The organism is Paraburkholderia sp. (assembly GCF_050742655.1).
Lineage (GTDB): Bacteria > Pseudomonadota > Gammaproteobacteria > Burkholderiales > Burkholderiaceae > Paraburkholderia.
This window is the reverse complement of record NZ_JBOIGG010000007.1, coordinates 210,465-232,762: the sequence shown is the minus strand read 5'-3', so window position 1 is coordinate 232,762 and position 22,298 is coordinate 210,465. Positions and strand designations below refer to the sequence as shown.

The following is a 22,298-nucleotide window of genomic DNA, read 5'->3' as shown; positions in this document are numbered from 1 at the left end:
TTCACGCGGCATAATAAAATCGAAAGCCAATGGTGATTCATTGGAACGCGCGACGTTGACCGGGCGGCCTGACGCGTTCAATCGCGCGATGCTGGCGTTCGTTGGTCGGGGGCCACAATAAACGCGTCGATCTCGGCGGCGAGCGGCGCGGTGGCCGGGCCGTGGCGAGTGACCGCGAGTGCGGCGGCGGCGTTCGCGCGGCGTGCCGCGTCGATCGGCGAAAGTCCCGCGGCGAGCGACGCGACGAACACGCCCGCATGCGCATCGCCGGCGCCGTTGCTGTCGACCGGTTCGACTGCAAAACCCGGCACCTGCGTGACTCGACCTGCATGCGCAAGGCGGCATCCCGCGGCGCTGTCGCGCACGATCACGAGCGCATGTGCGGGCAGATGCGATGCGATCAACGCGAGCGCATCGTCGATCGATTCGCTGCTTGCGTAGCGCAACGCCTCGACGCGATTGCTGGTCCAGATCGACAGCTTCGCGGCAACGCGACGCAACACCGCGCGATCGATCGAACCGACGAGCGGCCCCGGATCGAACGCGATGCGCACGTCCGGCGCGAGCGTATCGAGCCAGTCGAGCAACACGGCGCGCTTGTTCGCATCGCACAGACTGTATCCGCTCACGTAGACGATATCGTCGGCGGTGACGTTCAGACGTTCGAGCACGTCGCGCTCGAGCTGCGCCTCCGCGCCGAGATGCGACGCGAAGGTCCGCTCGGCCGACGCGTCGACGAGCGCGACGCAGATGCCCGTATCGCGATCCTCGACGGGCGCGGCGGCAATCTCCACGCCTTCGCGCACGAGCGCCTGCCGCACGAGATCGCCGAAACGTCCCCGCCCGTGACCGCCCGGATAGACGACCGCCATCCCGCTGCGCCGCGCCGCCGCCATCACGTTGAAACCGCCGCCGACCTCGAAGGTCGCCGACGACGCGAGCACGTCACCACCCGGCTCGGGTAGCGCGTCCACCCGCATCACCAGATCGACCAGCACCTGGCCCGTGTGCACGAGCCGCGGCAATCGTTGCGTCATGCGGGCGTCTCCATCAGCGCGCGGGCGCGGCGCGAGCCGCCGGCGAGCGCATAGCCGCCTGCCGCGACGACGAAGGTCACGATCCAGCCGAGGCCATTGCGTCCGAGCCAGGAGCCTGTGAACGGCCCGTGAAAGCTGCCCACCGACAGAAAGCAGAAGCCGAGCACGATCGCGACAGCCCATATACCGAACGCGCGCCACTCGATGCCGCCGCGATACCAGTACGCGCTCGCCGGACTCACGTCGAGCAACGCGTGCGGCAGATAGACGTCGCGATGGATCAGGTCGACGACAAAGATGCCGACCCACGCGGTGATCGGCACCGCGAGCAGCGAAATGAAACCAATGAACGGACCGTAGAAGCTGCCCGCGATCAGCATGAAATAAATCGAGCCCGAGAAGATCACGACGACATCGACGACGACCGCCTGCACGCGCCGCACCTTCAGCCCGAGCGTGAGCGTCGTGAGGCCCGCCGAATACACGGACAGATAGTTCGACAACAGCAACCCGCCGAACGCGGTGACCAGGTACGGAATCGCCATCCAGTTCGGCAGCATTTCGCGGATCGCCGCGATCGGATCGGTAGCCGACGCGAGATGATCGTTGCCCACCGCGAGCAGCGCGCCGAGCGTCACGAGCAGAATCAGCGGAATGCCCGCGCCGAATGCGGCCGATGCGACGAGCGACGAACCCTTCACGTCACGCGCCTGGTAGCGTGACATGTCGGCGCCCGCGTTCGCCCAGCCGATCCCGGTGCCCGCCGCGATCGTGCCGATGCCGATGATGACCGCGCTCGCCGGCGCGGGACGCGCGGCGAATACCGCGCTCCAGTCGATCGTCACGACGAGGAACCCTGCTACCAGCAGGTTCAGCGCGCCGAACACCCACGTCGACCACTTCTGGATCACCAGCAGCGTCGCGTGGCCGAGCCCCGACACGATCAGCGTCAGCACGACGAACACCGCGATGAACACGAGCGTGAGCACCGGTGCATCTTTCGCCGCGGCCGGCGTGCCGAATGCGATCGTCGACAGCGACAGCAGCACGAATGCCGCGGTCGTCGTGTTGACCGTCTCCCAGCCGAGCCGCGACATCAGCGACACGAGCGTCGGTCCGATGTTGCCGCGCACACCGAAGATCGCGCGCGACAGCGTGAGACTCGGTGCATGGCCGCGACGTCCGGCGATCGAAATCACGCCGACGATCGCGAACGATCCCGCCGCGCCGACCGTGGCGACCAGCAGCGCCTGCCAGATCGCGAGGTGCTGGAACGCGACCAGCGTCGCGCCGAGCGGCAGACCGAGAATGCTGATGTTGGCCGCGAACCAGACCCAGAACAACTGCAACGGATGACCGTTGCAATCGCTTTCGGGAACCGGTTCGATACCGCGTGCCTCGATCTTGCCGGCACCGCTTGACGTGACTGACGAAGCCATCTGGAGCCTCCAGAGGTTGAGAAAAAAGCCGCCGGCTAGCCGCGTCGCGCGCGCAGCGCGAGCAACTGGTCGACGAGCGGATCGAGGTCGAGGCCGTTGACCCGGCGCACGATGTCGACGAGATCCTGCGGTAGTGCGCGATAGCCGGCGCACGCGCCGAGCATCGCGCCGAGCATCGCGGCGATGGTGTCCGTGTCGCCGCCGAGACTCGCCGCCGTGCCGAGCGATGCGGCGATACCGGTGCCGCGTCTCGCCGCATCGCTCGCGAGCGCGAATGCCGCGACCACCGACTCCTGCGACGCAACCGATGTGCCGACGACGTCATACAGCTTCTGTTCGACTGCATCGGCCGGGCACTGCGCGATCAGCTCGCGCGCCCAGCGGATGCGCTCGCCGATCCGGCCGCCGGCTATCCAGAAGCCGCGCGTTTCGCCGCGGTCGGCGAATGCTGCTCCGGCATCGAGCGCTTCGTCGAGCGACGCGCCGTCGATCCCCGCGGACACGGCTGCCGCGACCGCCGCAGCGCTCGAGATGCCCAGCGTCGTGTTGTGCGTGACACGGCACGACTGCACCACCGCATCGACGAACGCGTCGGGATCGGCGAGACTCGTCGCGATACCGACTGGCGTCACGCGCATCGCTGCGCCGTTGGTCGTGCCGAAACGGCCGGACACGTCCGGGCCTTCGCCGTCGACGATCATCTGGATGGCGCGCTTCGTCGACGGGCCGAGCAGGTCGAGCGAGCCGCGCGCTTTCATCGATGCTTCCCATTCGATCAGCCGCTCGGCGAACGCGCGCGGTTCGATCGTGCCGCTGCCGGCCACCAGCAGTTCGCCGACCAGCACAGCCTGTTCGGTGTCGTCGGTGATCGAACCCGCACGCAGGTTCGGCGCGATCGGTTGATCGGGGAACGCGTCGACAAGCGTATCGATGCGACCGAACTGCGCGGCGATCTGCGCGCGGCTCAGAGACTGCGTCGGCATGCCGAACGCGTCGCCTAGCGCGAGCCCGTAGAACGCACCACGTGCGCGTTCGGCGCGTTCAGTAAGAGAAGAATTGAACGTCGACATCAGAATTCCAGGTGCAAGGCAAAGTGAGCCGGATCGAGCAGGCTCACGACGTATTCGATGATGCGTTCATCGCGATCGCGCGTGAGGCGCCGCGAACGCAGGAACGACGTGCCGGTGCGGCGCTTCAGCAGACGGGCATCGGTGGCCTCGAGCGCCACCACTTCGGCCCATTGCTCGCCGTGATGCGGGACCATCCCGTGCTCGACCAGCGTGCGGTTCAGCGATCCGCCGACGAGCCCTTCGAGCGGCAGTGCCGCGAGTTCGTCGTTGAACGGCAGACGGCTGCGCTCGAGCGAAATGCACAGCGCGTCGCGATCGATCAGGCGCATCCGGTCGATCGCGACGAACGTCGCACTATCGAGCTTCAGCTCGCGCGCGAGCGCCTTGTCCTCGACGATCGCGATCTGCAGCAGCCGCGTGCTCGCGTTGCCGCCCGCGCGTTCGAGCGCCGTGTTCCAGCCGAGCGATCCGTCGATCGCCTTGCCGTCGAACGTGACGAACGATCCGATACCGCCCTTGCGCGTGATCAGCCCGCCGTGGAACAGCAGGTCGAGCCCTTTGCGCACCGTATTGCGACTCACCGAGAAGCGCTCGACCAGTTCGCTCTCGCTTTCCAGTTGCCGGCCGAACGGCAGGCGGCCGGTGAGGATCTCGTGCTCGATCGTCGCCGCCACCATATGCGCTTTCGATCGCCCGACCTCGGCCGCTTTTCCCGTTTTTCGTACCATCTCGCGACTCCCATGAAGAAACGTCGTGCACGCTGCCGCGCGGCCATCGGCCCGCGCGGCATTGCGCCTTTTCAAAGGCACAAGTATGCACATGTTTTTGCGATGGTGGCATGAGCGGCGCGAGTGGCGCGATCTGGAGACTTGCATGGGAGGACAGTTCTAGAAGCGGTGCACGATGCCGAGCTGGAAGCCGCGTGCATCGGCGCCGGCATACGCGAGCGGCAGGCCGGCGTTCGCCGAACCGGCGAGCCGGTATGGCGCCTGGTTACGGTTCTGCAGGAACGACAATGCGCTGTAGAGATTCGTGCGCTTCGACAGCGTGTAGGTGTAGAGCGCGCCGAACTGCTGCGCGTTATTGCCGGCGCCGGTCTCGTCGTGCAGATACGTGTAGCCGAGCGCAATACCGGCTGCGGGCGTGATCTGATAGAGCGCGGACAGACCGTACACGTTGACGTCGAGATCGATGTCGCGCCACTTCGACCCGCTCCAGCCCGCGAACAGCGTCGTCTTGCCGATCTGGTACGACGCGCCGACTTCCTCGGTGCGATCGGTCGCGCTGCCGTCCGCGCTCTTCACCGCCTGCGCCGCCGCGATCGCGGAGAACGAACCGTTCGTGTAGGTCACGTCCGCCTGGTAGCTCGAACCGGCCGAGCGCAATCCGCCCGCATCGCCGAAGCCCGCATACACGCTGAACTGCAGTCCGGAAAACGTCGGTGACGTGTACGACAGCGTGTTGCTGGTGCGCACCGTGAACGTCATCATGTTGCTGAAGCCCGACGCCTGGGTCGATGCGCCGAATGCGTCGAGGCCGCCCTGATCGTTGAAGAGCGGCGAGTTCTGCCGCCCTGCCCGCACCTCGCCCCATGCACCCGATACGCCGACCCACGCCTGACGATTGAACATCGAGCCGGGCGACGCGAACGTGCCGTCGTTTGGATTGAAGCCGTTCTGCAGATCGAAATTGACCCGGTTGCCACCACCGATGTCCTCGCTGCCGCGCACGCCGATGCGGCTCGCCCACTGCCCCGACGAACCGATCGCCGGCGTATGGCCGTTGCCGGTGTTCACGTACTGGAAGAACTCGTCGACGATACCGTACAGCGTGACGCTGGATTCAGCACGAGCGGCGAGCGGTATCGAGCACACAGTCAACGCGAGCAGCGCGGCTGGCAAGCGAGGGTTCATCGGTTTCTCTGGACGTTGGATTACCGGGCGATGCGCCCAAACCTTCTTGCACCATTACAAAGGTACAAGTAGGAACATGTTCAGAAGGTTAAGGCGCCGATATTCGCCGGGTCAAGCGGGAACGGACCAGGGGAAACCAGAGGTGCGAAGCGGGAACAAGCGCGGACGCTTATGTGGATCGCGCATCGAGATGCGCGACGCTATGGGTGGCAACCGCGCGATGCGCAACGCTATGGGTAGCAACCGCGCGATGCGCAACGTTATGGGTGGCAACCGCGGCTGCGGTCGCGATCAGGAAGGTTTGTGTTGAAGCGGGTGACAGGCAGCGTCGCTGACTTCATCGAGACCGGTGACGGGTAGATCGTATTCTCGCGGCAGAGCGAGCATGTTGAAGGATGCGATATTGCCGTAGATGTTTTCCTGTACACCAAAGAAATTGGCGGGATTGAACAGCGGCGGGATGTGCCACCAGAGCCGATAGTTCTGGCTCCAGAGCCACTCGATCAAGGCCTGCGACCTATCCACCTGATCGTTCTCCAGATACAACACCGGGCGCGACTCGGCCAGAATGCGGGCAGCCCCCTGGAGGGCGCTGAGTTCGAAACCCTCTACATCGATTTTCATCAGGCCGACTGTCTGGTCCGCCAGTACCTCGTCCAGTCGAACACAAGGTACGGCGATATCCCTTTGATCAGCGGAGTCCACATGCATGGATACGCCACCGAAATTTCCGGAGGCGTTGTAATTTGGGGCAGAGAAATGGAGGGTTTCCGTGCTGGCTCCGCACGCCCATGGCCATGCACGGACATTGGCCAGGCCATTGAGCGCAAGATTGGCACACAGGTTCTGGAAAATGAACGGTTGCGGTTCGAAGGCGAACATCTCGCGTTGCTGCTCCGCCGCGTGCGTCGCGAGTGCAACCGTATGCGTGCCGATATTGGCGCCGATTTCCACGACGGCCCCCGGGCGAACCAACAACTCGCGCAGGAACTGTGCTTCGATCTCGCCATACTCGCCGTACTCGAGTATCGCTTTGCCGATGTAGTGATCGTTGGGGTTCACGAGCATCCATCCGTGCCTGGCGTGAACCAATGTGTACGGGGCGGCCACCTGGATCGCGTTCCTTGCCGACGGTGGCGTATCGGATGATGGATTCACGGCAGCGATCCTCTATGGTTTTGAACTGGAATCGATCGCGCGTCAACATGAAGCGACGCAACGCGGCCTGCCTGTGTCACTGCGGCGTACAGTCGGCCCCCAGCCTGACCGTCTTCTGATCCATCCGCAGCCGGTTGCCGGTTAGCCTGACCTTACCCGAGAAGCGCTCGCTTTCCCACATCACCTTGCAGTCCTTCGCGTCGATCGCGTAGACGATCTGCTCGCTGCCGGAATAGGTGGACACGAGCACATGCTGGCCGTCGGTGTAAATCGGACGCTCGATGATGCTGACGTTCGGATCGACCGAGCACGACTCGCCGCCTTCGCGCGCGATCGTCATCGGGCCGATCCACGCGGTCGGCCTGTCGGTGCCGTCGCTCTGGGCGAGATCGATCGACAGTTGCCGCGCCGTGACCTTGCCGGAGCCGGGATTCACTTCCGAATACCGGCACGTTTGCGCGGCCGCAACGGCGACCGCGGCCTGGCCGGCGAGCAGCACGGCAGCAGCCGTCAATAACGCATTTCTCACGAATTTCGAATTCATGGCCGGATAGCGAAATATTGAACGTTGGCGAGATCCGCATGCTTCCACGAGAAATTGATCGCCGTATTTTTACGCCCGGTGCCGCCAAACCGACCCCAGTAAGCAAGCGGATAAGGTTTCGACTGGCCTGGCATGATAATCACGACATGCCCATGATGAGTTGCTTTCAATCCGGCGACAACGAGATAACCCACGCCGGCGTAATTGACTGCCTTATCGGCGTCGGCGCCCAGTTGAATCCATGAGCTCTGACTCATCGTGTCGATGATCGCATCCGCATCACCGGTCAGCGTCAGTCCGAGATCGGCGGCGACCGCTTTCAGGAATCCGCTGCAGTCGTTCTTCCACTGATCCCATTCGTTTTCACACAGGGTTTTGATACTTTTTTGTTCGGCCATTATCGTGATCCATTATGCAAGCGACGAGGTCCGCTACTCGCCGGGGATGGAACGGAACAACCTGTTACCGCCGGAAACACGCGGATTATAACGGCCGGCGTGCCGCGTTGAATGAACGAATGATTAAAAGAAAAACCCACCAATAACGCACTCGAAGACGGCGAAATACCGGCACGTCGTCGCGCGCCCGTCTGGACAAACGGGCGCGTTGGTGTACCATCCAACAATTACATCAACCAATGTCACATTTAAAAATGCGACGGAGACTGCCATGCCCGATGCCCCGGCCCCTCACACGATCAAGGCCCGCCACGTCCGGTTCGACTGGCGCGACACGCCGATCCAGTGGATTCCCGGCGACCCGTCGAGCACGCACGTGATCAACGTACTGAACCTGCTGTTTCCCGCGGGCGAACTCTGGTTTTGCCGCGTGTACAACAAGACGCTGCCGCTCATAGACGACCCCCGCCTGCGCGAAGAGGCCGAAGGTTTTCTGCGCCAGGAGGCGGTGCATGCGCGCTCGCACGGCGGTGTGCTCACGCACTATTACAAGGTGCATGGGATCGACACGCAGCCGTTCACGAAGAAACTCGACTGGCTGTTCGGCACGCTGCTCGGCGAACGGCCGCTCGGCCTGAAGATCGGCGCGACGCGCTTCTGGCTGCGTCAGCAGCTGGGCATCATCGCGGCGCTCGAGCACTTCTTCGGCTATCTCGGCAACTGGGTGCTCAACGCGAAAGGGCTCGACGCGGCCGGCGCCGATCCGACGATGCTCGATCTGCTGCGCTGGCACGGCGCGGAGGAAGTCGAGCATCGCACGGTCGCGTTCGACATCTTCCGGCACATGGGTGGCAATTATTTCGAACGCTGCTTCCACATGTTCTCGACGATCCTGATCCTGCTGTACTTCATGACGGGCGGCGCGCGCTTCATGCATCGGCGCGATCCGGATGCGGGCCGTTATCGCGGCTTCGTGCACGCATGGCGAACCGGCGCGCGACATGGTTGCCTGCCGTCGTTCTGGAAGATGATCGCCGCGGCACTGCGCTACTTCAAACCCAGCTATACACCGCATCTCGAAGGATCGACCGAGCAGGCCCTCGCCTATCTCGCGACATCACCGGCCGCGCAGGTGGCGGCGCACGGCGGTGCGTGGGTGCGCGATTCTCAGTAGCACGCGCGAGCGCGCACCACACGATCACATCGTCCTCGGTTGCCACGGAAATCGCCATTCGCCGCTCGCGAGCCGCAGCAGACGCCGGCGCGCGCCATCCATCACGTACATCGGTGCCGCGACGAACTGCTGGTCGTACGCGCTGATGAGCGCGGCGAGCGCCGCGCCGTCCTGCTCGTCGACCGCCCATGTGTCGTCGGTCGCACACCGCGCGACACAGTGTTCGAGCACGCGCTGCACGTCGTGATAGAGCGTGTCCGGTACGGCAAAAAAACCCGCCTCACGCAGGAAATAACTAAGGCACGCGACCGCGAACAGTTCGCGCAGCAGCGCGCGGCTACCGGCCCCGCTGCGGCATGCGGCAACGACCATGTGATTGCGCAGCGAGAGTTCGCGCGCCGACTCGGGCGTCGGCGGCAGCAACATCGCCTTCGTCAGCACCTTGCGCGGCGCCTGGCGCGAAGCCGGTTTGTCCGCCCGTCGACTATTCATCGGCGTCGCCTGCGCGATCGCGTCCGCAGTCTTGGCTGAAAGAGAGCGTGATGACACGACTCATGCCGCCATGCGACGCCGACCGCTAATCGGAATCGCCTCGTACAGGATCCCGGTACAGATACCGGCTGGCCGCGTGATGCCCTTTGGACTATTCATCGATTTTCGTTCCACCGGCTGCCTTTTAACGGAATCAACACGCGTTGCAGATCCGCTTCGCGCTTCCATTCAGCAAATATCCAGACGCCGCCGCCGGATTATTCAAAAATGTTAAATCGGTCTGCACTTATTTTGGGATTCGATCTTTGCCGGGCACGCCTGATAATGAACAGCCGGACGCCGTATGCGTCGGACCGCCTTCACCATTTGAATCCACGTGTGGACTTACTGTGCGGCAGGATTACCCACACCTGCGGACAGGCGCAATTATATAGAGCGCTCGCCCGAAAAATTCATTACACGATAAAATTTTGCAAATATCAGGCGTGATTTCACCGCTGAACGTCTCACCCCTGATCGATAAAACGACCTGCGCGAAGACTTTATTAAATCCCTTTGAACATTTTGATGAAATGAGCCATCGAATTTATTACCGGGCGCGCATTTTCAGCGTCATTTTTACTCGATGATGGCAGGCGAGGCGCACATGCCGCTATTCGCAAAACCGCGGTCGGTGATGATCCTCAGATTGCGGTGCGATGCCAACAAGCGGCAGAGCGGGATCAAACGCCATCAACCGCAATCGAATGCGCCCCGCATGAGTTAGCCCACGACACCCAACGATGCCCACCAGCGTCATCGTTTCACTGTAAGTTATCGCAACCTCGCCCCCGCCGAACGTCATGAATCGCCCGAACGACACGACACGAAAACGCCGCTCCCGCTGGTTGATCGCCCTCCCTTGCGTCTTGCTTGCATTGCTCGTAGCCATCGTGACCGGCATCTGGGCGACCGTGCACGCAAGCCTGCCGCAACTCGACGGCACGCGCATCGCCGCGACGTTGTCCGCGCCGGTATCGATCGAACGCGACGCGCTCGGTGTGCCGACGCTGCGCGGCCAGACCCGCGAAGACGTCGCGTTCGCGACCGGTTTCGTCGAGGCGCAGGACCGCTTCTTCCAGATGGATCTGCTGCGCCGCGTGGCTGCGGGTGAGGTGTCCGCGCTGATCGGGCCGGCTGCACTGAAACTCGATCGCGCCAACCGCGTGCATCGCTTCCGCGAACGCGCACACGCGCTGATCGATGCCATGCCGCCCGCGCAGCGGCAACTGCTCGACCGCTATACGGCCGGCGTCAACGAAGGACTCGCGGCCCTCGCCGCACGTCCGTTCGAATACTGGTTGCTCAGCACGCAGCCGGTCGCGTGGCGTTCCGAAGACACGCTGCTCGTCGTGTACGCGATGTACTTCGATCTGCAATGGGAAGAGGCGAATCGCATCCTTTCACGCGCCGCGTTACGCGAGCGCGTACCGGCCGATCTACTCGCGTTTCTGCTGCCCACGACGAGCCACTGGGACGCGCCATTCGATGTCGCGACACCCGCGCAGGACAGGCTCGCGACCCCGCCCGCGACGCGTCCCGACTGGTTGCGTGGACCGCAGGCAGCCAGCGTCGTCGCACAGAACGCCGGCTCGCCGTACGACGACTCGATGGTCGCGCGCTCGATGACCGGCAGCAACGGCTGGGCCGTCGACGGTGCGCACAGTGCGCACGGTGGCGCACTGCTCGCCGCCGACATGCACCTCGGCCTGTCGCTGCCAAACATCTGGTACCGGTTGTCGCTGCAATGGCCCGAAGCCCATGGGCAGGATGGACAGCCTCGCCGCGTGACCGGCGTCGGCCTGCCCGGCACGCCGCTCGTGATCGCCGGCAGCAACGGACACATCGCGTGGGGCTTCACGAACAGCTACGGCCGCTTCATCGATCTGATCGAACTACAGCGCAATCCCGCCGACCCATTGCAATACCGCGTCCCGGGCGGCACGTGGGAACACGCGACTGTTCATCAGGAGCGCATCGAGGTGAAAGGTGGCGCGCCGGTCGAGTTGCCGGTCGTCGACACGCGTTGGGGTCCGCAGATCGACGTCGGTTCGCACGCGTATGCAGTGCGCTGGGTCGCGCACGACCCGTCGGCGATCAATCTGAACCTGCGGCAACTCGAAACCGTCGAGAACGTCGCGGATGCGTTGCACGTTGCGCAGACCAGCGGCATTCCGACGCAGAACTTCATGGTCGCCGATGCCCAGGGCAAGATCGGCTGGACGCTGGCCGGCCCGCTGCCGCGGCGCGACGCGGCGACGGACCCGCAGAGCGGACCGCTCAGCGATCTGCCGTTCGATCCTTCCACGTATCGCGGCTGGCAAGGCTATCTGTTGCCGACTGAATACCCGTCGCGAATCGACCCGCCGCTGGGACGCCTGTGGACCGCGAACAATCGCACGCTGCCGCCCGCCGAAGCGGCGCTCGCGGGCGACGCCGGCTGGGACCTCGGCGCGCGCGCATCGCAGATCCGCGACGATCTGCTCGCGCTGCCGCACGCGACCGAGCGCGACATGCTGGCGGTCCAGACCGACGACCGCGCGCTATGGATCGCGAGCTGGCGCGGCATCGCGCTCGCCGCACTCGATGCGGACGCGCTAAAAGATCATCCGCAGCGCGCGGCCTTCCGTCAGGCGCTCGAAACGTGGAACGGCCGCGCGGATGCCGACGCGACCGGTTACCGCCTGCTACGCGGGTTCTACTTCTCACTGTACGACGCGTGGTTCGGCAAGCTCGATGCGAGCCTCGCGCGCATCGAGCCGCGCCTCGGCTTTCGTGCCGCGAGTTCGCGTTACGGTGTAGTGATGGAATCGCTCGCCGCGCAACGTGCGTGGGTGCCCGACGGCTTCGCCGACTGGCGTGCGTTCATGCTCGACCGGATCGATCACGCGATCGCGCAGTTGCCTGCGGGCACGTCGGTTGAAACGGCCCGTTGGGGCGACCGCAACCGTGCCGCGATCGCGCATCCGTTCGCGCGGATGATTCCATCGTGGCTGCCATGGGTGCGCAACTTGCTAAGCGCCCCGCACGATCCGCTGCCCGGCGACTTCAACATGCCGCGCGTGCAGATGCCTGGGTTCGGCGCATCGGAACGGATCGCCGTGTCGCCGGGACGCGAGCAGGACGGCATCTTCGAGATGCCGGGCGGGCAATCGGGGCATCCGTTGTCGCCGTACTTTCTCGCGGGACACGAAGCATGGGTGCACGGCGAAGCGACGCCGTTCCTGCCTGGCGCGACGGTTCACCGGCTGGAGCTGGTGAAGACCATGCAGTGAAATGCCGAGTCACACAACCCTTAAGAAAATCTTAAGGGTTGCAAGCTGTTACACGTGTGCGCAATATGCAATATGGTTAGCAAACCGAAAGTACTGCTTCATCCCGACGACTTAATCCGCCTGCACATTCACGTCGCTTACGAAATTTTTCGCGACCACTTGAAGAGGACAGGAATGAAAAAGATCAGGAGATGGATGCGTGTACAGACGGCAATCAGCGCGGGTGTAGTCGCACTGACTGCGTTGCATGCAACGGGCGCCGCGGCACGCGACGAACACGACGGACACGACCGTGCGAAGGTGAAGCACGTGTTGCTGATCAGCTTCGACGGCTTGCACGAGCAGGACGTCGCACGCTGCATCGGTTCGAATGCATGCCCGAACATCGCACTGCTCGCGAAAGCGGGCCTCACGTACACGAACGCGCACACGCCGGGCCTGTCGGATTCGTTCCCGGGCCTCGCGGCACTCGTCACCGGCGGCTCGCCGAAATCGGCTGGCCTGTTCTACGACGTGTCCTATGACCGCACGCTGTATGCCCCGACCGACACGAACTGCACGGGCAAGCAGGGCTGGAATGTCGTGTTCGACGAAACCACCGGCATCGATGGGGAGAACGGCGGCGCGCTGATCCACCTGAACGGCGGCGGCGCGTTCAATCCTCAGGCCATTCCGCACGCGCTGATCAACGGCGTCTGCACGCCGGTCTATCCGCATAACTACGTGAAGACCAACACGGTCTTCGAAGCGGTCAAGCAGAACATCAACGGTGCGCGCACCGCCTGGGCCGACAAGCACGCGTGGGGCTACGACTGGCTGAACGGTCCGTCGGGCACGGGCGTCGACGATCTCGCCCGCACCGAGATCAACTCGATCGATCCGGCAACGCAGACCAACTACCTCGACACCTATACGCACACGGAAAAGTTCGACAACATCCACGTGCAGGCATTGATCAACGAGATCGATGGCAAGGATTCGACCGGTCAATCGCAGGCCGCCGTGCCGACGCTGTTCGGCGCCAACTTCCAGACACTGAGCGTCGCGCAGAAAGCCACGGTCGCGAGCGGCGGCGGCTATCTGGATGCGGACTTCACGCCGGGACCGCAGGTCACGGGTGCGATCGCGTATATCGACCAGTCGCTCGGCCGCGTCGTCGCCGAACTCAAGCAGCGTAACCTGTACACGTCGACGTCGATCATCGTCACCGCGAAGCATGGCCAGTCGCCGACCGATCACACGAAGCTCGTGAAGAACGGCGACACGCTGTCGAAGCTGCTCGAAGCGAACAACTATCTCGACCCGAACGGCAACTTCGGCCAGAACGCCACGAAGAGCGGCAACCTGAACGACGGTACGGGCCTCGTCGATACCGGCATGGTGCAGACCGACGACGTCGGCCTGATCTGGCTGCGCGATCAAAGCCAGACGGCCGCGGTCGTGAAGACGCTGAAGGACAACCTGAGCTGCAACGCGCCCGGTATCTGCGCGGACGGTCCGCAAGCGTACATCCTGTCCGGCCCGCGTCTCGCGCAGTGGTTCGGCAATCCGGCGCAGGGCCGCACGCCCGACATCGTCGTGCAGCCGAACCCCGGCGTGATCTATACGTCGAGCACGGCGAAAGACGAGGAGCACGGCGGCAACGCGCCTGACGACAGCCATCTCGGCCTCGTGGTCTACATCCCGGGCGAAGGCCACGCGGGACGCACCATCGACGACCGCGTGACGACGACCCAGGTCGCGCCGACGATCCTGCACGTACTCGGCCTGCAACCCGACCTGCTGCACGCGGTCGCAGCCGAGGAAACGCGGACGCTGCCGGACACGGGCCACTCGCACTTCTAAGACGAAGCGCGTAGCGCCGCCGCGATCTGACGCGGCGCTACGCCCTCTCGAGCGGCAATGAGACACCCCGGCGTAGTCGATCGCGCCGGGGTGTCGCTACGTGGAGGGTCGCTTTCGCGCCGGGTCGGACGAACAGCGACGCACCGCGGACGAAACAGCGCTATAAAAACATCGCCGCATCGTGCCACTTAAACCGCGGCGGGCGCTCCACCCGCTCCGTGCCGCGCGACCGCCCGCGCCGCGAGACCGAGCGCGTCGTAGGCAAGCACTGCGAGCAGCCCGACGATCACCCCGCCCTGCAGGATGAACGCGGTGTTCGACGTCTGCAGCCCGGCGATGATCACGTCACCGAGCCCTTTCGCCGCGACTGTCGAGCCGAGCGTCGCGGTGCCGAGATTGATCACGACCGACAGCCGGATACCCGACAGGATCACCGGCAGCGCGAGCGGCAGTTCGACCGAAAACAGCTGCCGCAGCGGACTCATCCCCATGCCGCGCGCCGCGTCGATGGTCTCGTCCGGAATGTCCTTCAGCCCGGTGATCGTGCTTTCGAATACCGGCAGCAGCCCGTACAGGATCAACGCGATCAGCGTCGGCTTCACGCCGAAGCCGACCGCCGGCACCGCGAGCGCGAGTACCGCGACCGGCGGAAAGGTCTGCCCGATGTTGACGATGGTGCGCGCGAGCGGCAGAAATTCGGCGCCGGCTGGCCGCGTGACGAAGATGCCCAGCAGCAGCGCGATCACCGAGCCAACGATGCTCGCGCCCGCGACCATCGCAAGATGCGCGAGCGTGAGATCGAGCAGACTCGCGCGATCGTAGATCGCCGGTGCGCCGTTGTCGGCGAGCGGTGCGAACAGCGGTGCGAACCACTGCGGCCGGCACAGCAGTGCGAGCAGCAACGCGAGCGCCAGAATGCGGGCGAACGCGGCGGGCTTCATGCGGGCCGCTCCGCGTGCGCGAGAATCGCGGCGAGCGACACCCGCGTACTAACCGTGCCGTCTTCCTGCGCGACCGGCAGACTCTGCACACCGCGCCACAGCAATTCCGACAGCGCGTCACGCAGCGTCTGCGTCGCGGCGATCGGCTCGCCGTCGGTCGTACCCGGCTCCGCGATCTCGCTCACCTGGGTCAGCGACAGCAGACGCAACGGCCGGTCCGTACCCGCGACGAGGCGCTCGACGAAACCTGGCTCGGGCCGAGCGAGCAGTTCGGCGGGTGTCGCGGCCTGCAGCACACGGCCGCTGTCCATCACGACGATGCGATCGCCGAGCCGCAGCGCTTCTTCCATATCATGCGTGACGATCACGACCGTGATACCGAGCCGGCGCTGCAGCGCGAGCAGATCTTCCTGCGCCTGCCCACGGATGATCGGATCGAGTGCGCCGAACGGTTCGTCCATCAGCAGGATCGCGGGCTGCGCAGCGAGCGCCCGCGCGACGCCGACGCGCTGCTGCTGCCCGCCCGACAGCTGATGCGGAAACTTCGCGCCGTACGTATCGGCGTCGAGCTTGAACAGCACCAGCAGTTCGCGTACACGCGCGTCGATCTTCGCCGTGTCCCAGCCGAGCAGCCGCGGCACCGTCGCAATGTTGCGCGCGACGCTCCAGTGCGGAAACAGCCCGTTCCCCTGGATCACGTAACCTATGCCACGCCGCAACGCTTCGGCAGGCACGCTGGCGGTATCGCGACCGTCGATGCGGATCGTGCCCGACGTCGGCGCAATCAGGCGATTGATCATCCGCAGCAGCGTGGACTTGCCGCTGCCCGACGTACCGACGAGCGCGGTGATCGTGCCGGTTGGAATCGCGAGCGACACATCGTCGACGGCGACGATATCGCCGAAGCGGCGGCTGACCTTGTCGATTTCGATCATGTGCGGCGTCCTTTGACGACTTCCGTAACGGCGTCGAACACGACGGCCGCGGTCAATGCGAGCGCGATGGTCGGCGCGGCGCCGAGCAGCACCAGGTCGATCGCGGCCTGGCCCACTCCCTGGAACACGAACGTGCCGAACCCACCGCCGCCGATCAGCGCGGCCACTGTGGCGAGCCCGATGTTCTGGACCAGCACGATACGCACGCCAGTCAGCACGACCGGCAACGCGAGCGGCAGTTCGACCGAACGCAACCGCTGACCCAGCGTCATGCCCATCGCGACCGCGGCCTCGGCGGTCTGCGGCGGAATCTGCGCGAGCCCGACGACGACGCTCGCCGTGACCGGCAGCAGCGAGTACAGAAACAGCGCAATCAGTGCAGGCGCGACGCCGATGCCGCGGATGCCGAGCTCGGCAGCGAGCGGCACGTGTGCTGCGAGCAGGCCGAGCGGCACCATCATCAGCCCGTACATCGCGATGCTCGGAATGGTCTGCACAATGTTCAGCACCGGCAGCGCGACCGCACGCAACGCGGGGAGCTTCGCGCACGCAATGCCGAGCGGCACGCCGACGATCACCGCCGCCGCAACCGACCCAACGACGAGTTCGAGATGCCGCGCGGCTTCCTGCCAGAAAGTGTCAGCATGTACCGCGTATTCCTGCATCACCGACAGACCGTCCCAACGTCCGCTGCCTAGCAATGCCGCGAGCGCGACCAGCGTCAGCGCGAGCAGCGCGACGCGTGCGGCAGGCCCAAGCGCGAGCTTCGCGATCGCGTCGGCGACGAGCATCGCGAACGCGAACGAGAGCACCCAGAAGCCTGCGGCCGGCGATACGCGCGCGAGCGGATGGTCCACAGTGACGAGATGCGCGGGAGCAAGACCAACGACGATCGCGAGCGCGACGAGCAGCACCGCACCGACCGCGAGGCGCCACGCGGCACGGCTGCGCAGCAGCGCGAACAGCGCGGCGCCGACCAGCACCGCGACGATCGCGCGGGCCTCGCCGGCTGTGAAGATGTCGAGCAGGCCGAGGCCTTTGCCCGACACGATGCGGTTCGCGCGAAACGTGACGAATGGTTCGAACGCGAGCGCGAAGCCGATCAGCACCGCGATCAGCGCACCGACCCGATCGATCTGCCAGACCACGCCCGCACGCCGCGCGACGAACGCGAGTGCGCGGCTATCGTGCGTCCGTTGCGTGTGCAAGTCGCCTCCCGCACCCACCGTCGCTTCCCACCGTCACTTAACGAAGCCTTTCGCTTTCAGATAGCTCGCCGCGACCGCCGCCGCCGGCTCGCCATTCACCTGGATGCGGCCATTTAGCGTCTGCAGCGTCTTCAGGTCGAGGCTCGCGAATACCGGCTTCAGATAGCCCGCGATTTCCGGATGCGCTTTCAGCACGGCCTCGCGGATCACCGGCGTGGGTGCGTACACGGGCTGCACGTTATGGTCGTCTTCGAGCACGACGAGACCGGCCGCGGTAATCGCGCCATCCGTGCCGTAGACCATCGCCGCATTCACCTTGTCGGTCTGTTCGGCAGCCGCCTTGATCGTCGCCGACGTGTCGCCGCCCGACAGCACGAGCAACTGGTCCGGCTTCAGCGTGAAGCCGTAAGTCTTTTCGAATGAAGGCAGCGCACCCGCGCTATTGACGAATTCCGCCGACGCCGCGAGCTTCACCTGCCCACCCGACGACACCCACTTGCCGAAGTCCGAGAAGCTCTTGATGTGGTTCGCCTGTGCGACCGTGCCGAGCAGCGCGACCGCCCACGTGTTATTGGCCGGCGCGGGCGTGAGCCACACGATGTGGTTCGCCGCATAGTCGAGCTTGCGCGCTTCCTCGTAGCCCTGCGCCGCGTTCTTCCACAGCGGATCGTTGGCCTTGTTGAAGAAGAACGCCGCGTTGCCCGTGTACTCCGGATAGATGTCGATCTCGCCGGTGGTAATCGCCTTGCGCACGATCGGCGTGGTGCCGAGCCCGATCTTGTCCGTCACCGCGATGCCGTGCGACTTCAGCACCTGCGCGATGAGGTTGCCGAGCAGGTTGCCTTCGGTGTCGATCTTCGATGCGACGGTGACCGAACCGGCCGCGTGCGCGCCGATCGATGTGAACAGCAGCAGCGCGGCAGCGCCCTTGAGTGTCTTTGCGAATGCCATCGGATGCGTGACTCCAGTGGAGAGGAAAAGGATTGGATGTCGTCGAAAGGCCGCACGCCATTATCGCTCACCGTGATGGTTCACGGTTCGCGACTGTCCACGCGACAGAAAATCGGCTGCAATAGCTGCGCAGAATAACGATAGTCGCATACGCGGCAAACCAACAAATTCAGCTTTCCAAATGGGTTCGGGTAAAAACAGATGGCGGTTACGCCCCGTCGGTGGCGATCTCGCGCCACTAAAAAGCATTTCAGTTCTTCATCGTTTGAATCTCGCGGGACCGATCCGATAATCCGCCGACGCCGTGTGGAGCGGCGTGCTTTGTCCACGCGCTTTGTCAACCATTCGTCAACGATTTTCAGAACAACCATAACCCATTACAACGGACACCCGATGAAAAAAAACCTGGCCGCGGCCGTCCCCTTCCTGGTCGCCGCGTGCGCCGCGCATGCACAAAGCGCGGTCACGCTATACGGCATCGTCGAAGACGGCGCCGATTTCGTCAGCAACGTACAGGGCGGACACCTGACCCAGCTCGCGTCCGGCGTGACCGCAGGGAGCCGCTGGGGCGTGCGCGGCACCGAAGACCTGGGCGGCGGACTCGCGACGATCTTCCGCCTCGAAAGCGGCTTCGATCTCAACTCGGGACGTCTCGGCAGCGGCCTCGCATTTTCGCGAAATGCGTACGTCGGCCTGCGCAGTAACACGCTCGGCACGGTGACGCTCGGCCGCCAGTGGGATTCGATCGTCGACTTCGTCGAGCCCTATACCTTGAACGGCAACATCGGCGGCTACTACTTCGCTCACCCGAACGACATGGACAACACCGACAACGGCTTTCCGATCTCGAGCGCGATCAAGTACGCGAGCCCGTCGATCGGCGGCCTGACGTTCGGCGGACTGTATGCGCCCGGTGGCATCGCGGGACAGTTCTCGAACAACGCGGTGGTCAGCGCGGGCGCGAACTACTCGGCCGGTCCGTTCGGCGTGGGTATCGGCTATTTGCGGATCAACGATCCGCAGGTGTCCACCCAGGGCTACCAGAACTACCCCGGCTTCACGAACGCGGTGTACGGTGGTTTTCTCGCGAATGCGCGCGCGCAGAAAGTGTTCGGTGTCGGCGTGTCGTACCGGGTCTTCGAACCGCTGCGCCTGCTCGCCGACTTCACGAACACGATCTTCCAGCAGGGCAGCGCGGGCCACGACGCGACGTTCCAGAACTACGAACTGTCTGCCCTCTACAACCCGACGCCGGCCGTGACGATCGGCGCAGGCTACACGTACACGACGGGCCGCGATCATGCGACCGACGGCGAGCCCAAGTACAGCCAGTTCAACTTCACCGTCGAATACGCGCTGTCGAAGCGCACGTCGGTGTACGTCCTCGGCGTGTTCCAGAAAGCGGCCGGCGACGCGCAGTTCGCGCAGATCGCGGGCTTCAATCCGTCGTCGAACCAGAAGCAGGCGGTGGGGCGTGTGGGGATTCGCAGCGTGTTCTGATGCGGTTATAGCTGCCACGACGCGACGGGTATGCGCGTTCGCGTCAGTCGGGTCCGCGCGGCACGATTAGCGCCGCAAAGCGGTCCGCGAGCGCGGGCCGCGAACGATGCGGCCAGATCGCGCTCAGTTCGAACGACGGCAGCGCATCGCCGTCCGAGACCTCGCATAGCCGCACGCCGGCGAACTGCAGCGTACGGACCGACTGCGGCAGCAGCGACACGCCGCAGCCCGCCGCGACGCACGCGAGCACCGTCAACGAGCGGTTCGCGTCCTGCACGATGTCCGCTTCGCAGCCGGCCTGACGGAACGCACTCAGGATGCCGGCGCGGATCACCGGCAGCTGGTCCTGCGGAAACCACACGAGCCCGCGCTCCGCGAGTTCGCGCAGCGTGACGCGCCCATCCTGCGCGACCTGAAACGACGTCGGCAGCACGGCAATGAGCCGTTCGCGCACGATCAGTTTCTCGCGCATCCGGCCGCCGACCGTGACCGGCGTATGCAGCAGTCCCAGATCGATCTCGCCGCGCTCGAGCGCCACCGCCTGCTCCGCATTGCTCATCTCGCGCAGCGCCAGTTGCACGTCCGGCACCGCTTCGCGCAACGCGGCAATCGCACGCGGCAACACGTCGAACAGCGCCGCCGATGCAAAACCGACCGTCAGACGGCCGCCGCGCTGCGCACCGATTTCGCGCGCGCGATGCGACGCCGCGTCGATGCGCGCGACGCTCAACCGCACGTCCTCGACGATCGCCTGACCCGCGGGCGTCAGTGCGGCGCCCCGTCGCGTGCGTGTGAACAGCTTCACGCCGAGGTCGCGTTCCATCCGCGTCAACGCCTGGCTCAAGGCCGGCTGCGCGACGCCGAGCGTGTCGGCAGCACGCGTCACGCTGCCCGCGTCGGCGATGGCGAGGAAGTATTTGAGGTTGCGCGTTTCCATCATCGCCCGATCGTTGATATACGAAAGACCTATGAAAAATGATCTTTCCCATAATACAACGCTATCCCCTGCGTCCCTAGAATGCGAGGACAAGCTGGACACAATCAAACGGTGCATGGAGACAGGCAATGAACTGGTATCGGGAAATCTCGCCGACGGAAAAGCGCACGCTGTGGGGCTGCTTCGCCGGCTGGGCACTGGATGGCATCGACACGCAACTGTTCAGTCTCGTGATCCCGACGCTACTCGTCACCTGGGGACTCGGCAAGGGCCAGGCCGGACTGATCGGCGGCGCGACGCTCGTAGCCGGCGCGCTCGGCGGGTTGCTCGCGGGCTGGCTGTCGGACCGGATCGGCCGCGTGCGCGCGTTGCAGATCACCGTCATCTGGTTTTCGCTGTTCACGTTTCTCAGCGCGTTCGCGCAAAACTTCGAGCAGTTGCTCGTGCTAAAGGCCTTGCAGGGGCTTGGCTTCGGCGGCGAGTGGACCGCAGGTGCCGTGCTGCTGAGCGAGACGATCCGCGCGCAGCATCGCGGCAAGGCGATGGGCATCGTGCAGAGCGCGTGGGGATTCGGCTGGGCCGGCGCGGTGCTGCTGTACACGGTGGTGTTCTCGTGGGTATCGCCTGAATGGGCCTGGCGCCTGCTGTTCGCGATCGGTGCACTGCCCGCATTGCTGGTGCTGTACGTGCGCCGTTCGATGAAGGAGCCGCCACGTGAAGTGCCTTCGCGCAGCGCAGCCGAACCTCGCGAAGCAGCGACCCATATCTTCGATCGCAGTGTGATCCGCACGACGATCGTCGGCGGGCTGATCGGCGTCGGCGCGCACGGCGGCTATCACGCGATCACCACGTGGCTGCCGACCTACCTGAAAACAGAGCGCCATCTGTCGGTGCTCGGCACCGGCGGCTATCTTGCCGTCGTGATCGTGGCGTTCATCGCCGGGTGCTTCGTCAGCGCGTGGCTGCAGGACCGCATCGGTCGGCGCCGCAACGTGATCCTGTTCGCGGTGTGCTGTGCGGCGACCGTGAACCTGTACACGTTCCTGCCGATGGGCGACACCGCGATGCTGATCCTCAGCTTTCCGCTCGGCCTGTTCGCGGCGGGCATTCCCGCGACGCTTGGCGCGCTCTTCAACGAGCTGTATCCGCAAGGCATTCGCGGTACCGGCGTTGGCTTCTGCTACAACTTCGGACGCATCGTGTCGGCGGGTTTCCCCGTGCTGGTCGGGCACATGGGCAACTCGATGCCACTTGGCGCGGCACTCGGCATCGATGCCGGGATCGCGTACGGCCTCGTCGTGCTCGCGGCGCTGATGCTGCCGGAAACGAAGGGCCGCAAGCTCGCGGCGGTTGAAGCCTCCGCTAACGACACGGCGGCCGACGCTTCCCGCCGGGCTGCCGCGCCGGTCGCGCGACGCGTATGAGCACGCCCGCCGGCCCAG

At 64.8% G+C, this 22,298-nt stretch carries 19 protein-coding genes; 5 read left to right on the top strand and 14 right to left on the bottom strand.

Features of this window, described 5'->3' with window-relative positions; translation table 11 throughout:
• Positions 1–77: 77 nt before the first annotated feature.
• The 8 genes from ACREXZ_RS12785 to ACREXZ_RS12750 form a co-directional block, all read right to left on the bottom strand.
• Complete coding sequence (locus ACREXZ_RS12785) at positions 78–1,037, bottom strand: PfkB family carbohydrate kinase (RefSeq protein ID WP_431764439.1); 960 nt, start codon at positions 1,035–1,037, stop codon at positions 78–80.
• Positions 1,034–2,476, bottom strand: a complete 1,443-nt coding sequence (locus tag ACREXZ_RS12780) for a purine-cytosine permease family protein (protein WP_431764438.1) — start codon at positions 2,474–2,476, stop codon at positions 1,034–1,036. The genes ACREXZ_RS12785 and ACREXZ_RS12780 overlap by 4 nt, the downstream gene beginning before the upstream one ends.
• A gap of 35 nt (positions 2,477–2,511) precedes the next feature.
• Positions 2,512–3,546: an ADP-ribosylglycohydrolase family protein gene (locus tag ACREXZ_RS12775; RefSeq protein WP_431764437.1), complete on the bottom strand. Its 1,035-nt coding sequence runs from the start codon at positions 3,544–3,546 to the stop codon at positions 2,512–2,514.
• The gene (locus ACREXZ_RS12770; RefSeq protein ID WP_431764436.1) at positions 3,546–4,223 is read right to left on the bottom strand and encodes a GntR family transcriptional regulator; all 678 of its coding nucleotides are present in this window, start codon (positions 4,221–4,223) and stop codon (positions 3,546–3,548) included. The genes ACREXZ_RS12775 and ACREXZ_RS12770 overlap by 1 nt, the downstream gene beginning before the upstream one ends.
• Positions 4,224–4,433: 210 nt before the next feature.
• Positions 4,434–5,459, bottom strand: a complete 1,026-nt coding sequence (locus ACREXZ_RS12765; RefSeq protein ID WP_431764435.1) for a porin — start codon at positions 5,457–5,459, stop codon at positions 4,434–4,436.
• Between the two features lie 291 nt (positions 5,460–5,750).
• Entirely contained in the window at positions 5,751–6,527 is a 777-nt protein-coding gene (locus ACREXZ_RS12760) for an FkbM family methyltransferase (protein ID WP_431764497.1), read from the bottom strand.
• Between the two features lie 166 nt (positions 6,528–6,693).
• On the bottom strand, positions 6,694–7,161 hold the full coding sequence (locus tag ACREXZ_RS12755) for a hypothetical protein (protein ID WP_431764434.1): 468 nt from the start codon (positions 7,159–7,161) through the stop codon (positions 6,694–6,696).
• Complete coding sequence (locus ACREXZ_RS12750) at positions 7,158–7,559, bottom strand: hypothetical protein (protein ID WP_431764433.1); 402 nt, start codon at positions 7,557–7,559, stop codon at positions 7,158–7,160. Before ACREXZ_RS12750 ends, ACREXZ_RS12755 begins: the two co-directional genes overlap by 4 nt.
• A 271-nt stretch (positions 7,560–7,830) precedes the next feature.
• Between ACREXZ_RS12750 and ACREXZ_RS12745 the strand changes: the two genes are divergently transcribed.
• Positions 7,831–8,733, top strand: coding sequence for a metal-dependent hydrolase (locus ACREXZ_RS12745; RefSeq protein WP_431764432.1), 903 nt, complete (start codon positions 7,831–7,833; stop codon positions 8,731–8,733).
• A 24-nt stretch (positions 8,734–8,757) separates the two neighbouring features.
• On the opposite strand, the gene ACREXZ_RS12740 is transcribed toward ACREXZ_RS12745, so the two are convergent.
• Positions 8,758–9,225, bottom strand: coding sequence for a hypothetical protein (locus tag ACREXZ_RS12740; protein WP_431764431.1), 468 nt, complete (start codon positions 9,223–9,225; stop codon positions 8,758–8,760).
• An 842-nt stretch (positions 9,226–10,067) separates the two neighbouring features.
• Here ACREXZ_RS12740 and ACREXZ_RS12735 point away from each other — a divergent pair.
• A complete protein-coding gene (locus tag ACREXZ_RS12735) occupies positions 10,068–12,539 on the top strand; it encodes a penicillin acylase family protein (RefSeq protein WP_431764430.1) in 2,472 nt (823 codons plus the stop codon).
• A gap of 174 nt (positions 12,540–12,713) precedes the next feature.
• Positions 12,714–14,384: an alkaline phosphatase family protein gene (locus ACREXZ_RS12730; RefSeq protein ID WP_431764429.1), complete on the top strand. Its 1,671-nt coding sequence runs from the start codon at positions 12,714–12,716 to the stop codon at positions 14,382–14,384.
• 188 nt (positions 14,385–14,572) lie between these two features.
• Here the strand turns inward: ACREXZ_RS12730 and ACREXZ_RS12725 are convergent, their stop codons facing one another.
• The 4 genes from ACREXZ_RS12725 to osmF form a co-directional block, all read right to left on the bottom strand.
• Positions 14,573–15,325 carry an ABC transporter permease gene (locus ACREXZ_RS12725; RefSeq protein WP_431764428.1) on the bottom strand — a complete coding sequence of 251 codons (753 nt, stop codon included), beginning with the start codon at positions 15,323–15,325 and terminating at the stop codon, positions 14,573–14,575.
• On the bottom strand, positions 15,322–16,260 hold the full coding sequence (locus ACREXZ_RS12720; RefSeq protein ID WP_431764427.1) for an ABC transporter ATP-binding protein: 939 nt from the start codon (positions 16,258–16,260) through the stop codon (positions 15,322–15,324). The genes ACREXZ_RS12725 and ACREXZ_RS12720 overlap by 4 nt, the downstream gene beginning before the upstream one ends.
• Positions 16,257–17,408: an ABC transporter permease gene (locus ACREXZ_RS12715; RefSeq protein WP_431764496.1), complete on the bottom strand. Its 1,152-nt coding sequence runs from the start codon at positions 17,406–17,408 to the stop codon at positions 16,257–16,259. The genes ACREXZ_RS12720 and ACREXZ_RS12715 overlap by 4 nt, the downstream gene beginning before the upstream one ends.
• Before the next feature lie 93 nt (positions 17,409–17,501).
• Positions 17,502–18,419 carry a glycine betaine ABC transporter substrate-binding protein OsmF gene (osmF, locus tag ACREXZ_RS12710; protein ID WP_431764426.1) on the bottom strand — a complete coding sequence of 306 codons (918 nt, stop codon included), beginning with the start codon at positions 18,417–18,419 and terminating at the stop codon, positions 17,502–17,504.
• 393 nt (positions 18,420–18,812) lie between these two features.
• On the opposite strand from osmF, the gene ACREXZ_RS12705 reads away from it, so the two are divergent.
• Positions 18,813–19,919, top strand: a complete 1,107-nt coding sequence (locus tag ACREXZ_RS12705) for a porin (RefSeq protein ID WP_431764425.1) — start codon at positions 18,813–18,815, stop codon at positions 19,917–19,919.
• A gap of 43 nt (positions 19,920–19,962) precedes the next feature.
• On the opposite strand, the gene ACREXZ_RS12700 is transcribed toward ACREXZ_RS12705, so the two are convergent.
• Positions 19,963–20,856 (bottom strand): LysR family transcriptional regulator, encoded by an 894-nt coding sequence (locus tag ACREXZ_RS12700; RefSeq protein WP_431764495.1) that lies wholly within the window; start codon positions 20,854–20,856, stop codon positions 19,963–19,965.
• 128 nt (positions 20,857–20,984) lie between these two features.
• Here ACREXZ_RS12700 and ACREXZ_RS12695 point away from each other — a divergent pair, with 128 nt between their 5' ends.
• Complete coding sequence (locus ACREXZ_RS12695; RefSeq protein ID WP_431764424.1) at positions 20,985–22,280, top strand: MFS transporter; 1,296 nt, start codon at positions 20,985–20,987, stop codon at positions 22,278–22,280.
• Positions 22,281–22,298: the final 18 nt, after the last annotated feature.

Coding starts and splice junctions, on each gene's coding strand:
- ACREXZ_RS12725 (WP_431764428.1), bottom strand. CDS start 15,325: ATGAAGCCCGCCGCGTTCGCCCGCATTCTGGCGCTCGCGTTGCTGCTC.
- ACREXZ_RS12735 (WP_431764430.1), top strand. CDS start 10,068: ATGAATCGCCCGAACGACACGACACGAAAACGCCGCTCCCGCTGGTTG.
- ACREXZ_RS12700 (WP_431764495.1), bottom strand. CDS start 20,856: ATGGAAACGCGCAACCTCAAATACTTCCTCGCCATCGCCGACGCGGGC.
- ACREXZ_RS12705 (WP_431764425.1), top strand. CDS start 18,813: ATGAAAAAAAACCTGGCCGCGGCCGTCCCCTTCCTGGTCGCCGCGTGC.
- osmF (WP_431764426.1), bottom strand. CDS start 18,419: ATGGCATTCGCAAAGACACTCAAGGGCGCTGCCGCGCTGCTGCTGTTC.
- ACREXZ_RS12745 (WP_431764432.1), top strand. CDS start 7,831: ATGCCCGATGCCCCGGCCCCTCACACGATCAAGGCCCGCCACGTCCGG.
- ACREXZ_RS12740 (WP_431764431.1), bottom strand. CDS start 9,225: ATGAATAGTCGACGGGCGGACAAACCGGCTTCGCGCCAGGCGCCGCGC.
- ACREXZ_RS12720 (WP_431764427.1), bottom strand. CDS start 16,260: ATGATCGAAATCGACAAGGTCAGCCGCCGCTTCGGCGATATCGTCGCC.
- ACREXZ_RS12765 (WP_431764435.1), bottom strand. CDS start 5,459: ATGAACCCTCGCTTGCCAGCCGCGCTGCTCGCGTTGACTGTGTGCTCG.
- ACREXZ_RS12750 (WP_431764433.1), bottom strand. CDS start 7,559: ATGGCCGAACAAAAAAGTATCAAAACCCTGTGTGAAAACGAATGGGAT.
- ACREXZ_RS12775 (WP_431764437.1), bottom strand. CDS start 3,546: ATGTCGACGTTCAATTCTTCTCTTACTGAACGCGCCGAACGCGCACGT.
- ACREXZ_RS12755 (WP_431764434.1), bottom strand. CDS start 7,161: ATGAATTCGAAATTCGTGAGAAATGCGTTATTGACGGCTGCTGCCGTG.
- ACREXZ_RS12770 (WP_431764436.1), bottom strand. CDS start 4,223: ATGGTGGCGGCGACGATCGAGCACGAGATCCTCACCGGCCGCCTGCCG.
- ACREXZ_RS12695 (WP_431764424.1), top strand. CDS start 20,985: ATGAACTGGTATCGGGAAATCTCGCCGACGGAAAAGCGCACGCTGTGG.
- ACREXZ_RS12780 (WP_431764438.1), bottom strand. CDS start 2,476: ATGGCTTCGTCAGTCACGTCAAGCGGTGCCGGCAAGATCGAGGCACGC.
- ACREXZ_RS12730 (WP_431764429.1), top strand. CDS start 12,714: ATGAAAAAGATCAGGAGATGGATGCGTGTACAGACGGCAATCAGCGCG.
- ACREXZ_RS12760 (WP_431764497.1), bottom strand. CDS start 6,527: ATGCTCGTGAACCCCAACGATCACTACATCGGCAAAGCGATACTCGAG.
- ACREXZ_RS12785 (WP_431764439.1), bottom strand. CDS start 1,037: ATGACGCAACGATTGCCGCGGCTCGTGCACACGGGCCAGGTGCTGGTC.